The 15,701-nt window shown below is 62.4% G+C and carries 10 protein-coding genes; 3 read left to right on the top strand and 7 right to left on the bottom strand.

Annotated features, from left to right (window positions below; translation table 11 throughout):
* Nucleotides 1–27 precede the first annotated feature (27 nt).
* A complete protein-coding gene (locus tag CAURI_RS05415) occupies nt 28–861 on the bottom strand; it encodes an SWIM zinc finger family protein (protein ID WP_010187156.1) in 834 nt (277 codons plus the stop codon).
* Nucleotides 862–3,933, bottom strand: a complete 3,072-nt coding sequence (locus CAURI_RS05410) for a DEAD/DEAH box helicase (protein WP_010187158.1) — start codon at nt 3,931–3,933, stop codon at nt 862–864.
* 243 nt (nt 3,934–4,176) lie between these two features.
* Here CAURI_RS05410 and putP point away from each other — a divergent pair, with 243 nt between their 5' ends.
* The 3 genes from putP to CAURI_RS05395 all read left to right on the top strand — a co-directional run bounded on the left by putP (nt 4,177) and on the right by CAURI_RS05395 (nt 7,109).
* Nucleotides 4,177–5,739, top strand: a complete 1,563-nt coding sequence (gene putP / locus CAURI_RS05405) for a sodium/proline symporter PutP (RefSeq protein ID WP_010187160.1) — start codon at nt 4,177–4,179, stop codon at nt 5,737–5,739.
* A 336-nt stretch (nt 5,740–6,075) separates the two neighbouring features.
* A complete protein-coding gene (locus CAURI_RS05400) occupies nt 6,076–6,618 on the top strand; it encodes an HNH endonuclease family protein (protein WP_010187162.1) in 543 nt (180 codons plus the stop codon).
* Between the two features lie 47 nt (nt 6,619–6,665).
* Nucleotides 6,666–7,109 (top strand): hypothetical protein, encoded by a 444-nt coding sequence (locus CAURI_RS05395; protein ID WP_010187164.1) that lies wholly within the window; start codon nt 6,666–6,668, stop codon nt 7,107–7,109.
* A gap of 100 nt (nt 7,110–7,209) precedes the next feature.
* On the opposite strand, the gene CAURI_RS05390 is transcribed toward CAURI_RS05395, so the two are convergent.
* From CAURI_RS05390 to hutH, 5 genes are all read right to left on the bottom strand, one after another.
* Nucleotides 7,210–9,219 carry a DEAD/DEAH box helicase gene (locus CAURI_RS05390; protein ID WP_010187165.1) on the bottom strand — a complete coding sequence of 670 codons (2,010 nt, stop codon included), beginning with the start codon at nt 9,217–9,219 and terminating at the stop codon, nt 7,210–7,212.
* Between the two features lie 370 nt (nt 9,220–9,589).
* Nucleotides 9,590–10,768 carry an imidazolonepropionase gene (gene hutI / locus CAURI_RS05385; RefSeq protein WP_010187171.1) on the bottom strand — a complete coding sequence of 393 codons (1,179 nt, stop codon included), beginning with the start codon at nt 10,766–10,768 and terminating at the stop codon, nt 9,590–9,592.
* A 21-nt stretch (nt 10,769–10,789) separates the two neighbouring features.
* Nucleotides 10,790–12,466, bottom strand: a complete 1,677-nt coding sequence (locus tag CAURI_RS05380) for a urocanate hydratase (protein ID WP_010187173.1) — start codon at nt 12,464–12,466, stop codon at nt 10,790–10,792.
* A gap of 359 nt (nt 12,467–12,825) precedes the next feature.
* Nucleotides 12,826–13,725: an endonuclease domain-containing protein gene (locus CAURI_RS05375; protein WP_010187175.1), complete on the bottom strand. Its 900-nt coding sequence runs from the start codon at nt 13,723–13,725 to the stop codon at nt 12,826–12,828.
* Nucleotides 13,726–13,974: 249 nt separating this feature from the next.
* Nucleotides 13,975–15,528 (bottom strand): histidine ammonia-lyase, encoded by a 1,554-nt coding sequence (hutH, locus tag CAURI_RS05370; protein ID WP_010187177.1) that lies wholly within the window; start codon nt 15,526–15,528, stop codon nt 13,975–13,977.
* Nucleotides 15,529–15,701 lie beyond the last annotated feature (173 nt).

The following is a 15,701-nucleotide window of genomic DNA, read 5'->3' as shown; positions in this document are numbered from 1 at the left end:
GAGCCCCTCCCATTAAGGTGGCAATATCTAGTGCGTCAGATGATAGTAAAGGTCCTCGACATCGGAGACCGCCCGAAGCAAATCTATGTTCGTATGGCTGACTGATCTCATGGCCTTGCGCAGCAATTCCGGGTCGGAATCATCCACGGCAGGAGCAGTCTTTGGCTCCGGCAAGGGCGGCAATTCGCGCCCTTCCCAGAACAAGGCATTGCGTTCCTCGGCAGAGATTTCAGAGGCCGCAGAAGCGGAAAAAGAGTCCTCCGAAGCCGCCTTGGCCTGCTCCATAACCGCCTGTTCCAGCCGCGCGAAGTCGAGTCCGCGCAGGGCAAAAATCACGGAAGGATCGGCATCCATGCGGGCCGCAAGTCGGTCCGCCACCGCCACGACGTGCTTGCACACGTACTCCGGGTCGGGGCAGGTACAGGAGAAACGGAGGTCGTCTGGGTACTCGGCAATGAGGATGTCGAGGGAGGCGTCGGCAAGCATGCCCTCCCTGGCCTTCGCCACGGAGTTGGGCGTGCGCGCGAACATCTCCGACAGCCGCCCGATGTCCTCGTTATTGCGGTAGGGCACCTGGATGAGCACCGCGAAAGGCTCGTTCTGGGAGCCCGCGACCTTTCCGTGCACCGCGCCATTGCGCACATCGAGGCCCACGACATGGCCCTCGGTGGCGTACTGGCGCCCGCGGCGAATGCGGCCGGAATCCGTCTGCTGGTTGACAAAGTTGAGCAGGCGCGTGGCCGCCGGCTGCATGGTGCGCACGCGATCGACGCGGTTGACCTCCTCGGGCGTGCTCACGCGCTTGCGGGTGCCGAAGTTGGCGTAGATGACGTTGTTGTCCTCAGGATTCTTCGGTGCCATTTACTTCTCCTGCTCCCTATAACTCATGAGATCCGCCAGCTGCTCGGGGCTCAGTTCGGTGAGCCAGCCCTCGCCTTCGCCCACGACGGCCCCGGCCAGCTGCGTCTTGCCGTCGAGGATGTCCTGGATGGATTCCTCCAAGGTACCGGCGGTAATCATCTTGTACACCTGTACGTTGCGCTGCTGGCCAATGCGGAAAGCGCGATCCGTGGCCTGGTTTTCCACCGCCGGATTCCACCACCGGTCCATGTGCACGACAATCGACGCCGCCGTGAGGTTCAGCCCGGTACCGCCCGCCTTAAGCGAGAGCAGCATGACAGGCGCACCATCCTCGGCCTGGAATTCCTCCACCATCTGGTCGCGCCGGTTCTTGCTCACGCCGCCGTGGAAGAAGGGAATCTCGCAGCCCAGCTGCTCAGACAAGTAAGGCTGGAGAACGTCACCGAAGGCCTTGTACTGGGTAAAGATCAGTGCGCGCTCCGAGGATTCGATGGCCTGGTCGATGATCCGCATGAGTTCTTCCACCTTGCCGGAGCGGTGCTTACCCTTGATGGTCACGGGACTGCCATCGGCCAGGAAGTGCGCTGGGTGGTTGCAGATCTGCTTGATGCGGGTTAGCGATGCCAAGATGAGGCCGCGGCGCGAGATGCCCTTCTTCTTCTTTGCCAGGGCCTGCTCTACGTCATTGACCAGGGCCTTATAGAGGGCGGCCTGCTCATCGGTCATGCGCACGGTGATGATCTGCTCGGACTTCTCTGGCAGGTCATCGATGATATTCGGGTCCGTCTTCAGGCGGCGCAGGATGAACGGGCCGGTGAGCAGGCGCAGGCGCTCCGCCATGACATCGCTGCCCTCGCGCTCGATGGCCTTGGCAAAGTGGTTGCGGAAGAAGGAAGCAGAGCCCAGGATCCCGGGATTGCAATAGTCCAGGATGGAGCGCATTTCCGACAGCCGGTTCTCAATCGGCGTGCCGGTCAGCGCTACGCGGTGGCGCGAGGGGATGGCGCGCACCGCCTTGGAGGAGCGTGTGGAGGCGTTCTTGATCGCTTGGGCTTCATCGAGGACCACGCGGTCCCACTCCACCTTGCTCAAGGTCAGGAAGTCACGGCTGACCGTGCCATAGGAGGTGATGACGATATCCGCGTTCTGCGCCGCCGTGACCAGCTCCTCGCCCTTCAGGCGCCCGGTGCCGTGTTGCACCATGACCTTAAAGTCGGGCACGAAGCGCTTGGCCTCCCTAGCCCAGTTGCCCACCACGGAGGTCGGGGCAACCACCAGGGTGGGCTTCCACGCCTCCGCTTCCCCCTCAGCTTCATGGGCGGCCTTTTCCACCGCCAGTAGGGACAACAGTTGTAGGGTCTTGCCCAAACCCATGTCATCTGCCAGCACCGCGCCGATGTTGTTGCGGGACATCCAATACAGCCAGTCGACGCCCCGGCGCTGGTACTCACGCAGCTCGGCATGGACCGTATCGGGGATCTCCACGCGGTCGGGCGCAGTGCTATCCAGCCCACCGAGCAACGACGTGTGCCACTCGGAGCCGGTGAAGGCAACGGGGTCCTCCGCCATGGACTTCAAGGCCATCTCGCGCAGGTCCGCCAGCGTGACAGCTTCTTCTTGCTCGCCCTCGTTGAATTCCTTGCGGCGGCGCTCCACCTCGGCCACGAGCTCTTCCCAGCCGGACTGTTCCAGCTGGCGGGCCATTTCCGCGGTCGCGGCGAGTTGCTCCAGCTCCTTCAGAGCGCGCTTGCGTGCGGTATCGGCCAACTCGCGCATGTACTGCGAGATCTTGTTCAAGGCCTGGGTATCCGCCATGACCCACTCACCGCGCAGGCGGATCAGGCCGGACTTGGAGGAGATGAGCTCTTGCATTTCGGCGTCGGTTAGCTGCGTGTCTCCCACCGAAAGCTTCCAGTCATAGCTGAACAACTTCTCCATGCCGATGTGCGCCTTGGTGGCGGCATCGGCTGGATCGCGCACCTCCGTGGTTTCCAGCTTGGCCTTGGTCTCCATGTGGGACCAGGACTTGGGCAGCAGCACGGTAAAGCCGGCTTTGCGCAGGGCGGCGGCGTCGTGGGTGACAAAGTCCACGAGCTGCTCCGTGGTCAGGTACACATCCCAGTCACCCGCGTTCCGGCTCGCCGGCGCGGAGTTGTACTTCAGCCGCGGTGCCACGTCGAAGGCATGGCGGCGGGCTTCGCGCAGCTTCTCGACGCTCCCCCGATCCAACTGCTCCTGCCGCACCGGCAGCGGTGAATCGGTCCCGGAGCGAACCAGCAGGCGGATGGGCCACGCTGCGTCTTCGACGGAGACATTCTCATTTGGTGGCTCCTCCACGAGGAACACCAGCTGGAGATCGACGGAGGTAATGGAATCCTTCCATTCATTGAGCCCGCGCAGCAATTGGGCGCGGCCTTTCTTCACCGGCGCGGTCTTCAGCAGCGCCTGGGCAAAGTCGTGCCAGGGCGCGGCGCGCGGGGCGTCGATCTGCGGGCGCAATTGGGTATAGGCAATCCAGTGCGTGAGCTCATCCGCCAAATCATCAGAGAGAGCCCGGTTATTTATGGAAAGGATGCCGGGCGCGGAGGCCAGCATCTCCGCTAGCCAGCTACGCTCACCCAAGCCGGAAGCCAGTTGCCACATGGGGTACCACTCGCCTGCTTGATAGGACAGGCGGATAGTCACGCGGCCGGCGCGTACAAAGCGGTAAAGCCCGCGGTAGGCCCGGATGAGCCACAAGAGATCTGGCGCGATGGTCGCGCGCTGCTCCGGGGTGGCCGCCTGACTATCGGTGTCGAGGTATTCCAGCTTGGCCAATGTTTCCACCGCTTCATCCGGGGCGAACATAGCCATGGGCACCATGAGGGAGACATCTTTGCCCTTCGGTGTGCGCAGGGACACTCGCGCTCGGTTGCGGAAGGTCTTCTTGCTCAGGATGGAGTCCACCACATCCGGGAAGGTTCCCTCTGGGACTGCTGAGGGCATGATGATCTTGTGCCCTTCGACCTGTTCGATCCATAGACTCAGGCCGGAGACGGGCAGCCAGAGGCCATGCAGCAGGTAAGAAGCCATAGGGGCCAGTTTAGCAGCACGCCTTTTGGGGGTCGGGGTCGCAGAAAGTTCCCGAATCCTGCCCAAATAAGCAATCGTTACAGTCTCGTTATATAACGGCGTAACACCAGTAAGACCGTACATTAAGCTGTGACCAAGGTAACCAAATACTGGTCAACCAGCCAATTTTCAGTTGGGTAGGAGCATTTGCCTCGTTAGCGTGGGTGAGTCCTATTCTTTAACCTCAATCTCAAGGAGAGATCAGTGCAAGACTCCACTTGGTATGTCGTTGCGATGATCATCTACCTGCTTGCCATGGCCGCTATTGGCTTCTGGAGCTACAAGCAGACGGATGAGTATGACGACTACGTTCTCGCCGGCCGCGGCCTTCACCCGTTCGTAGCCGCCCTGTCCGCCGGCGCCTCCGATATGTCCGGCTGGCTGCTCATGGGCCTGCCGGGCGCTTTGTTCCTGACCGGTATGTCCGAGCTGTGGATGGCAATCGGCCTCCTCATTGGTGCTTGGGCCAACTGGAAGTGGGTTGCGCCGCGTCTGCGCTCCTACTCCGAAATTGCCGGCAACTCTATTACCGTGCCCTCCTTCTTTGAGAACCGCCTGCACGATAAGTCGCGCCTGCTGCGCATTATCGCGGCGGCGATCATTATTTTCTTCTTCACCTTCTATGTGTCCTCCGGCATGGTGGCTGGCGGCCGTTACTTCGAGTCCAGCTTCGGCGGTGACTACATGGTCGGCATGCTTGTCGTGGCTGCCGTGACGGTCTTCTACACCTTCGTCGGCGGCTTCCTCGCGGTGTCCTACACCGATACCGTCCAGGGCCTGCTCATGTTCGCCTCCCTCATCATCGTGCCGATCATGGTGCTCTTCTCCTTGGACAACCCGGGCGATATCTTCAGCTTCGCCGCTGAGAACCCCTACGCCACCGGTGGCGTGATTGAGAACCCCAATTACTTCTCCCTGTTCTCCGGTGTATCCGCTGCCGTCATCATCGGCAACCTGGCCTGGGGCCTGGGCTACTTTGGCCAGCCGCACATCATCGTGCGCTTCATGGCGCTGCGCAAGCCTTCCGACGCTCGCGCGGGCCGCTTCTACGGTGTGAGCTGGATGGGCATCTCCCTGATCGGAGCCATCTTCGTCGCGCTCTCCGGCACGGTCTTCTTCACTGAGACCAACCACTCCATCACCGACCAGGAGAACTACGAGACCATCTTCCTGGACATGGCGCAGGTTATGTTCCACCCGCTCTTTGCTGGTCTGGTTCTGACCGCCGTTCTGGCGGCCATCATGTCCACCATGTCTTCTCAGATGCTGGTGGTCTCCACCTCGCTTATTGAGGACCTCTACCTCATCTTCGCTAAGAAGAAGCCGCGCCAGGAAGTTCTGATCAACCTGTCCCGCACCGCCGTCGTGGCCATCGCTGTCATCGCTGCTGTGCTGGCTATCAACCCCTCCGACTCGATTCTGGGTCTGGTTGGCTTCGCCTGGGCTGGCTTCGGCTCCGCTTTCGGCCCGCTGGTGCTGCTGTCGCTGTACTGGAAGCGCCTCAACTCCACCGGTGCCATCGCCGGCATGATCACCGGTGCCGTCGTGGCTATCGGCTGGGGCATGAGCCCGCTGGGCGATACCCTCTACGAGCTGGTACCGGGCTTCATCTCCGCTCTGCTCGTGACTGTCGGCGTTTCGCTGGCCACCAAGGCTCCGGATGAGAAGGTCACCCAGGAGTTCGAGGAGGCTTCCCGCTTGGCCAAGCTCGTTGAAGAAAACGATGACTTGGACTTCGAGGAGGCAGCAGAGAAGGTTCAGAAGTAACCCGCTCTTCTCCTCCCCCGAATTCTTCCGAACAAGCCCCCGCCTACAGCAGTTCAGACCAACTGCTGGGGCGGGGTTTCGCTTGTGATTGGCTCGGTGGCTCTACATGCTCTCTACTCAAAAGGCTCTACTCAAAAGGCATTTCTCAAAAGGTGCCTTTGCCTTGAGAACGCCGTGTACGAGCCCCTAAAAGATGTCTTTGCCCCCAAAGAAACCTTCTTACTAATGCCTTTTAGAAGATGCCTTGTGGCTGCCCCACCTAACCCGTTTCTGCAGCCACGTGCTTCTTCCTGCCTATACGGGAACCGCCTATACATCCCAGCAGTCTAAAAGTGCATGAACCTGCGCGCGGCTTATATCGGTTTCCTCTCCATCGCCACGGTGGCCTACGGCGGCTACCACCTCCTCCCCGGCCCAGACCTGGGTGTGGCCACCGTGCCTGCACGCGTGGAGGCCCCTGGCTATGACCGCGATGATTTCGGCGGCTGGGCGCCGGGAACCCGCGATAATGTCAAAGAAGCGCAAACCATCGGCGGCACCCTCTACGACCCTTATGCCCGCGCCCCGGCACCGGCGCGAGTGGAAGTCGACCACGTTTTTCCGCTCTCCGCTGCCTGGGATCTCGGCGCGTCAGCCTGGCCGCGCGATAAGAAGATGGCCTTCGCCAACGATCCGCTCAACCTCGTCGCTACCGCCCGCAACTTGAACCAGGCCAAGTCCGATTCCTTACCGGCGGACTGGCTCCCACCGGCTGATCGTTGCGACTACTCGCAGCGCCTTGCCGCGGTGGCGCGCAAGTACCAACTCCCGCTTCCCTCCCGCGATTATGCGGTCATGCGCTACCAATGCCGATTCGATTTCATCTCACAGCACCGTTAGACTTTCGCTGGGAAAAGCCCCGTACAGAAAGGTAAAGCGCACTCCCCATGACAAGCTTGCTTATTTTCCTCCACGCCTTCGCCGCTATCTTGTTGGTCGGTACCGTGTGTATCTCCACCTCGGTCTTCCCAGCCCAGCTGGCAAAGGCTGGCGCCGGTGATGCTTCGGCCGCTGGTGCCGCCGGCATCCTCAACAAGATCACCTCGACCTATGGCTACATTTCCGCCATCGTTCCGGTCATCGGTCTGGCGGTCTTCCTTACTGACCTGGCCACTTACAAGTCCGAGGTCCAGTTCCACATCGCCCTGTTGCTTTCCGTCATCGCTTGGGTCATTCTGCTCGTCGTGGTTATCCCGAAGCAGAACCAGGCCATGGCTGCGATTGCGAACCCCGGCTCCGCGGACGTGACCAAGCTGAAGAAGCAGCTGTCTATGTTCTCCGGCATCTTCAACCTGCTGTGGGTTATCTGCGCCATCCTGATGTACGTCTAATCCCGCAGGTTTAGACCTAAACAGCGAAAACCTCCCAACTCGCATGAGTTCGGGAGGTTTTCTCGTGCAGCTTTAAGGCCGCTGCGGCGCTGAACGGAACCTAGTCACGCCAGCCGCCGCGGCGCCCACCACGGTCGCAGCCATGTCCACCGCGGTCACGGTCGCGGTATCCGCCACGCTCACCGCGTCCGCCACGACCACGTCCGCCGTAACCGCCACGGCCACGGTCGTCATCGTAGTTCCGGCGTGGCGGGCGGCCGGTATCCTTCTGGATCTTGATGAGCTGTCCGGAGATGCGGGTGTCCTTCAGACGCTCCAGCACCGCCGGGTCCAGGTTCTTCGGCAGGTCCACCAAGGTGTGGCCCACCGCGATGGTGATGCGGCCGAAGTCCTTAGAGGACAGGCCACCCTCATTGGCCAACGCACCCACGATGGCGCCGGGGCGCACGTTCTGGCGCTTGCCGACGTCCAGCCGGTACGTCTCAAAGTCCCCATCCGGGCGGCGCGGGCCACGGTCACGCTCGCGGCCGCCGCGGTCACGGCCACGGTCACCACGATCGCGCCCACGGCCGTCGCGTTCAAAGCGATCGCGCTCGCGACGGTCCTTCTTGGATACCGGGCGCTCCTTGAGCAGGAAGTCCGTCCCGCCCTGCAGCTGCACAGCCAAGGCGGCGGCGATATCATCCATCGCCACGTTCTCTGCTGCTGAGTACTCGCGCACCATGTCGCGGAAGAAGTCGAACTGCTTGTCCTGCTGGGAGGCGCCGATGGAAGCGAAGAACTTCTCCTTGCGCTTGGCGTTGACCTCATCCGCGGTCGGGAGATCCATCTCCTCCAAGCGGGCGTTGGTCACGCGCTCGATGGAGCGCAGCATGCGGCGCTCACGCGGGGTGACAAACAGGATGGCTTCACCAGTGCGGCCAGCACGGCCGGTACGGCCGATGCGGTGCACGTAGGACTCGGTGTCATTCGGGATGTCGTAGTTGACCACGTGGGTAATGCGGTCAACATCGAGACCACGAGCAGCCACGTCGGTAGCCACGAGGATGTCGAGGCGGCCATCCTTGAGCTGATCGACGGTGCGCTCACGCTGCTGCTGGGCAATATCGCCGTTGATGGCGGCAGCGTTGTAGCCGGCCTCCTTGAGGCTATCGGCCACGTCCTCGGTCGCGTGCTTGGTGCGGCAGAAGACGATGATGGCGTCGTAGTCAATGACCTCGAGGATACGGGTGAAGGCATCCATCTTGTGGCGGTGCGGGGTCAGCAGGAAGCGCTGCGTGATGTTGTCATTCGTGCGGCGCTCCGACTTCACAGTGACCTCAGCGGGGTTGTTGAGGTACTGCTTGGACAGGCGGCGAATCGAGTTCGGCATGGTGGCCGAGAAGAGTGCGACCTGCTTGTCTTCCGGGGTGTCCTCAAGAATGCGCTCGACGTCTTCCTGGAAGCCCATGTTGAGCATCTCGTCCGCCTCATCGAGGACGAGGAAGCGCAGCTGCGAAATGTCCAGGGAGCCCTTCTCCAGGTGGTCGATGACGCGGCCCGGGGTGCCCACGATGATCTGGGCGCCACGGCGCAGCCCGGAGAGCTGAATGCCATAAGCCTGGCCACCGTAGATAGGCAGAACTTCGATGCGGCCCAAGTGGTCGGCGAAGGACTGGAAAGAATCCGCAACCTGGAGGGCCAGCTCGCGCGTGGGCGCGAGGACCAAAGCCTGCGGGTAGCGGGCCTCGGTATCGATCTGGGAGAGAACCGGCAGCGCGAAGGCCGCGGTCTTACCCGTACCCGTCTGAGCCAGGCCGACGACGTCGCGGCCCTCCATGAGGATCGGGATGGTTTCTTCCTGAATTGGGGATGGCTTGGTAAAGCCCACCTTGGACACGGCTTCCTGAACGTCATCGGGAAGGCCGAGGTGTGCAAAACCCTGGGAGTTGTCGTTGGCTGAAGTTTCTTCAGCGCCGGTGTCCTCAGGGTTATTCGCAGCCCCGGTGTCCTGGTTCGACACCTGCGAAGCGTCCAATGCTTCGCCACCTTGCGAGTTTTCCTGAGATTCCGACTTATTGAATTCTTCCGGCTCGTTGACGCCGCCGGTGGCGTTATCGGTAATGCTCATTGCTCAAACCAGAGTACGGCACTGCGGTGAGATTAGCTATTTCTCCCCACGGCCTGCTGCTACCCCATGCTGCGCCCCAGTCTCCTTTGAGCTTCAGCCCCCTTAAAACCCACACAGCAACTCGTGAGGAGCGCTCTGCAACCTTTGGATCAGCCCCCCCAACCCCCGAATCCCAAGGCTCGACGAAAGGCCAAAGGAACCAAACTAAAGGCACCATTTGCGGCTTTCGAAAGATAAAACCCCAGGATAAAGCATGCGGTTTCCTTCATAAGGTGCCCCTCAAAAGGTGCCTTTGCGGCTGGGTTTAGCCCTAGCACGCCCAACGCGCAGGCCACACGTAATCAACGCGCGGGCCAGACGCGATCTGCGCCTAGACCTCGCGGCCGCCGACGAAGGTCTTGAACGTCATCGGCATGCCCGGACGGTAGGCCAAGTGGATAGCGCTGGGAGCATCAAGCACGTGTAGGTCAGCGGCGGCACCGACCACCAGCGAGCCCTTGGCCGGGCGGCCCTTCGCGTCCTTGCCCTCGCCAACGTCTTGGCGGCGCAGCGCGGTGGCGCCGCCCAACGTGCCGGCGGCGATGGCCTCATCCAGGGTCAGGTGCTGCTGAAGCACTGCCGTGGTCACGCAGAAGTTCATCGAGGACGTGTACGAGGTGCCCGGGTTGAGGTTGGAGGCGATGGCGACGGTCGCGCCGGCATCAATAAGCTTGCGGCCCGGCGCCAGCGGCTCACGCGTGGACAGATCGCAGGCCGGCAGCAGCGTAGCCACCGTCTCGGAGGAGGCCAGCGCCTCAACATCGGCATCGCTGAGGTAGTTGACGTGATCCACGGAGGCCGCTCCCAACTCCACAGCGAGCGCCACGCCTGGACCCTCGCCCAGCTGGTTGCCGTGCACGCGCACACCCAATCCCCGAGCCTTGCCAGCCTCGAGCACGCGGCGCGACTGCTCCTCATCGAAAGCACCGCGCTCACAGAAGACGTCGATCCACTGCACGTGCTCGGCCACGCCGTCGAGCATCGGGCCCACGACCTCGTCGAGGTAAGTCTCAGCCTCCGCTCCCGGCGGCACGAGGTGCGCGCCGAGGAAAGTCACGTCATCGACGTGGCGGGCCGCCACGCGAGCAGCCTCGACCTCGGAGGCGGTGTTGAGGCCGTAACCGGTCTTCGTCTCCAAAGTCGTCGTACCGCCGCGACGGGCGGCAGCGATGCGCTCCACCAGGAGCTTTTCCAGGCGCTCCTCCCCCGCCGAGCGGGTTGCGTCCATGGTCACGGCGATGCCGCCGGCTTGGTAAGACTCGCCCGCCATGCGGGCTTCGAACTCGGCGGAGCGGTCGCCGTCGAAGATCATGTGGGTATGGGAATCCACCCAGCCCGGCAGAACTGCGCGGCCGCCTAGGTCGACCTTCTCGTCCGCGGCTGGCGCCTCGGAGGCCGGTCCGATCCAGGCGATGGTGCCGTCGGTGTTGGCGATGAGGGAGGCGTCGGCAAGCGTGCCGGCCTCCGACACCGTGCGCAGCTCTGAGATTCCAGTAAACAGGGTGGACATGATCTTCTTTTCCTCTCGTATCTAGTCGCGGGCCTTGAATTCCATCGGGATGCGCACGCCGCGCTCGTCGGCGACTTCCTTGGCGCGAGTGTAACCGGAATCCACGTGGCGGATAACGCCCATGCCCGGGTCGTTGGTCAGCACCGCGCGCAGCTTGGCGGCGGCCAGCTCAGTACCATCGGCCACGGTGACCTGGCCCGCGTGGATGGAGCGACCCATGCCGACGCCACCGCCGTGGTGGAGGGACACCCAGGTGGCACCGGAGGAGACTGCGGTCATGGCATTGAGCAGCGGCCAGTCAGCCACGGCGTCGGTGCCATCGAGCATGGCCTCGGTCTCGCGGTACGGAGAGGCCACGGAGCCGGAGTCCAGGTGGTCGCGGCCGATGACGATCGGAGCCTTGATCTTGCCTTCCTTGACCAGGTCGTTAAAGAGCAAGCCAGCCTTGTGGCGCTCGTTGTAGCCCAGCCAGCAAATACGTGCCGGCAGGCCCTCGAACTCCACGTACTCCTCGGCGGCATCGAGCCAGTTGTGCAGGTGCTCGTTGTCCGGGAAGAGCTCCTTGAGCGCCTGGTCAGTGACCTTGATATCCTCCGGATCGCCGGAGAGCGCTGCCCAGCGGAACGGGCCGAGACCCTCGCAGAAGAGCGGGCGGATATAGGCCGGGACGAAGCCCGGGAACTCGAAAGCGCGCTGGTAGCCGGCCTTGCGGGCCTCGTCGCGGATGGAGTTGCCGTAGTCGAAGACCTCGGCGCCCTCGTCCTGGAATTCCACCATGGCCTGGACCTGAGCGGCCATGGCCTCGCGGGCCTTCTTGGTGAAGGTGGTCGGGTCCGCCTTGGCCTCGTTGTGCCAATCCTCCACCGTGATCTCGGTGGGCAGGTAGCTCAGCGGGTCGTGCGCGGAGGTCTGGTCCGTGACGATGTCCACGGTGAACTCGCCCGCGCGCTGGCGGCGCAGCACCTCCGGGAAGACCTCGGCGGCATTGCCTACCAGGCCCACGGACAGCGGCTTCTTGTTTTCCTTGGCGTCGAGCACCAGCTTGAGGGCCTCATCCAGGTCGGTGACGACCTCATCGAGGTAGCGCTTGGACTGGCGGCGCTTCAGGCGGGTCTCGTCAACATCGACGATGAGGCAGGCGCCGCCGTTCAAGGTCACGGACAGTGGCTGTGCGCCGCCCATGCCGCCGCAGCCACCGGTGAGGGTGAAGGTGCCAGCGAGCGTGCCGTTGAAGCGCTTCTTGGCCACGGCCGCGAAGGTCTCAAAAGTACCCTGCAGGATGCCCTGGGTAGCGATGTAAATCCAGGAGCCGGCCGTCATCTGGCCGTACATCATCAGGCCCTCATCTTCGAGCTTGCGGAAGTGCTCCCAGTTGGCCCAGTCACCGACCAGGTTGGAATTCGCAATGAGCACGCGCGGCGCCCACTCGTTGGTCTTCCAAATACCCACCGGCTTGCCGGACTGCACCAGCAGCGTCTCATCGGACTCGAGATCCTTAAGCGACTCCACGATGGCATCAAATGCTTCCCAGCTGCGGGCTGCACGGCCGGTGCCGCCGTAGACCACGAGGTCCTCGGGGCGCTCGGCAACCTCGGGGTCGAGGTTGTTCATGAGCATGCGCAGCGGGGCTTCGGTCTGCCAAGACTTGGCGGTGATTTCGGTTCCGCGCGGGGCGCGTACTTCGCGGGGTTCAGACATGACTTCCTTTCGCTCGTGCTTTTCGACGCCCTCCCAAACCCCTCAAGGCCGGTTTCCCGGGGCTGTCCCTTCTAGGGCTTGGTCAGCGTCACACAGGACAAGTTACTGTGACCCAAGACCATGAACTAGCACTCTTTCAGGCCGACTGTCTCAGATACAAGACTGTCGCGCAACCGGTACTGTGCCTGCCAAGCCACACGCCCCGCCGCGCCCGCGGCATGACACTGATACCCCGAGCCTCCGCCAAAGCCAAATCCAAAAGTGCAGACCTGGAAGTACATTCATGCAGGTGGGCGTCGTCAAGCGCGAGGGCACTGCTTTGCGACGACCAGTAGGTCTGCACTTCCAGGTCTGCACTTTTACAAGCGCGGGCCGCGCGCCAGGTGCTTGCCCACTGTCTCCTGGAAATAGTCCGGCCGCGAGCTCAGTTGTTCTGGGCTAAATCTCAAGACGATGTACCCCTTGTTGAGGATGGCTTGCTGGCGCCGGTGTTCCGCGCGAATCACCTCTTCAATCTCGTTCCTGTACTTGACGTTCCCGTCAATCTCAATCACGAGCCACCCATTAATGACCAGATCCGCTCGATACTTTTCAATCACATATTGCGCCTTAACCCAGCGCAACTCCGGGTAGTCCGCCGCAAGAATCAGGGCACGGGCATAGGATTCCCACGGTGACTCCGCACAATTGACGCTTTCAGCAACCGCCCGCCGCGCGGCGGCAACACCCTTAACTCTCCCCATAGCGCCGAGCGTCTCGTTAATCCCGAACTGACCTACATTGCGCGCCCGCACGGCATCGACGGCAACGAGCCCCTCCTCAAATCCATAGAACCGCGCAATATCAATGGCCGTGCGTTCTAGGGTTGACACGCGAATCCCGTGCACAACTGTCTCATTGCCACGCAAATCCATGCGGCGATAGCGGGCATTGGCTTTAGCGCGCGGAGGTACCGAGTTCGAAGGCAGCGTCGCCTCCCACTCAGCGGGTGGCACGACCAAGGGAATTCCGTGAATAAGCGCAGCGGATTTTCCCACTAATGTCGCCTTGGGTAAGGTCAACCCGAGCACATACGCCTTCGCGGTCTCCTTCTGCCACGGCTTGAGTTCGTGCCAATGCATCATCGGCAGTACGAAGCACCACGCCATTTTGGCCACCTTGCCAGCATGCACCTTCTTCCACCGGGGATCATCATTGGGTAGTTTTCGAAGGTCGATAAGATGTTGGTCTAAAAAGTTAAAGAGTTGTTCATTGTTCATGCACTACTCATAACCCAGCTTTGTGTGCCTCGCCACAGATAGGCTTCCGTTCTTCACCTCCGCCGCACTACCTGTAATCCGGTGCCAGCCTAAAAGTGCAGACCTGGAAGTGCATTCATGCAGGTGGGCGTCGTCCAGCGCAAGGCAGCGCTTTGCGACGACCAGCAGGTCTGCACTTCCAGGTCTGCACTTTTGAAATCAAGGGCGCACGAGAAAGCCCCATGACACATGCCATGGGGCGGGAGGCGTTTAGCGCAGCTTGCCGACGGCCCCCTCTACCGCGGCCACCAGCGCACCTTCCTTGACTAGGCGCACGGTCTCCTCAATCTCCGGGGAGAGGTAGCGGTCGGTGCCTGGACCCTGCACGGTCTGGCGCAGCGCATCGATGACCGCACCAGTGCCCTTAGCCGGCTGTCCCTCACGCATATCGATGGCGCGGGCTGCAGTGAGGATTTCGATGGCGAGGACGCGCTGCAGACCGTCCACGGCCTTGCGCAGCTTGCGGGCACCCGACCAGCCCATGGAGACGTGATCCTCTTGCATGGCCGAAGACGGGATGGAGTCCGCCGAAGACGGGTTAGCCAAACGCTTGAGCTCAGAGACGATGCCCGCCTGCGCATACTGCGCAATCATGTGGCCAGAGTCCACACCCGGGTCATCGGCCAGGAAGGCGTTGAGGCCGCGGTTGCGAGCGACGTCGAGGAAGCGATCGGTGCGGCGCTCAGAAATGGAGGCCAGGTCGGCCACGACGATGGCCAGGAAGTCCAGCGCATAGGCCACCGGCGCGCCGTGGAAGTTGCCGTTGGAGACCACGCGCCCGTCCTTGGCCACGACTGGGTTGTCGACGGCCGCGGCCAACTCGCGCTCAGCCACCAAGGCGGTGTGTGCCAAAGTATCACGGAAACCGCCGGCCACCTGCGGCGCACAGCGCACCGAATAGGCGTCCTGGACCTGCTTCTTCTTGAATTCCTCGAGGGCGGCCGCGAGAATCTCCGACCCTTCTGCAACCTGAAGGATGTTGGCTGCGGCATCTGCCTGGCCCGGATGTGGGCGCAGCTGCTGCAGATCATCGGCAAAGACCACCAAGGTACCCAGCAGGCCCTCTACCGTCATCGCGGTAGCGATATCCGCGGCCTTGGCCAACTCGCGTAGGTCGGTGATAGCCAGGCAGAGCTGGCCCAGCATGCCATCGGTGCCGTTAATGAGCGCTAGGCCTTCCTTCTCCCGCAGCTTGAGCGGCTCGATACCCGCTGCAGCCAGGGCCTCGGCAGCCGGGGTGATGTCACCGCCGTCGACGCGCACCTCGCCCTCACCCAACAGCGCCAGCGCGCAGTGTGCCAGCGGGGCCAAGTCGCCGGAGCAGCCCAAGGAGCCGTACTCGCGGACCACCGGGTGGATGTTGGCGTTGAGCACCGCGGCATAGGTCTGTGCCACCACCGGGCGCACGCCGGTCCGGCCAGTACACAGGGTGGACAGGCGCAGCAACATGAGCGCGCGGACAACCTCTTGCTCAACCTCCGGGCCCGTGCCCGCCGCATGCGAGCGCACCAGCGAAAGCTGCAGCTGCGCGCGCATCTCCTCCGGAATGTGACGGCGGGCCAGGGCGCCGAAGCCGGTGGAAATGCCATAGACCGGAGTCGGGTCCTGCGCCAGCTCCTCGACGCGCTCGCGTGTGGAGGCGATTTCCTCAAGCGCATCCTGGGAAATCTCTACCGGCGCGCCATAACGCGCAACGGCCACGACCTCCTCGATGCTCAGCGCCCCGATTCCCACGGTCACGGTGGAGGGATAAGAATTAGACATGTAAGGCTCCTTTAACGTCGCCGCGTTGCCCGCACCTCACCCACCAGCGGGGAGAAAAGGCACGCGAAAATACGTACTTGCTTTCACAAGAATAGAAAAATGGTGATACGCGCGACAGCCTTACGCGTTGCGCTCATAGTACAACAGGCTCCCCGGCGCGCCAATACCCCGCG

Source organism: Corynebacterium aurimucosum ATCC 700975, from assembly GCF_000022905.1.
Lineage (GTDB): Bacteria > Actinomycetota > Actinomycetes > Mycobacteriales > Mycobacteriaceae > Corynebacterium > Corynebacterium aurimucosum_F.
This window is presented reverse-complemented; position numbering and strand designations above follow the sequence as displayed.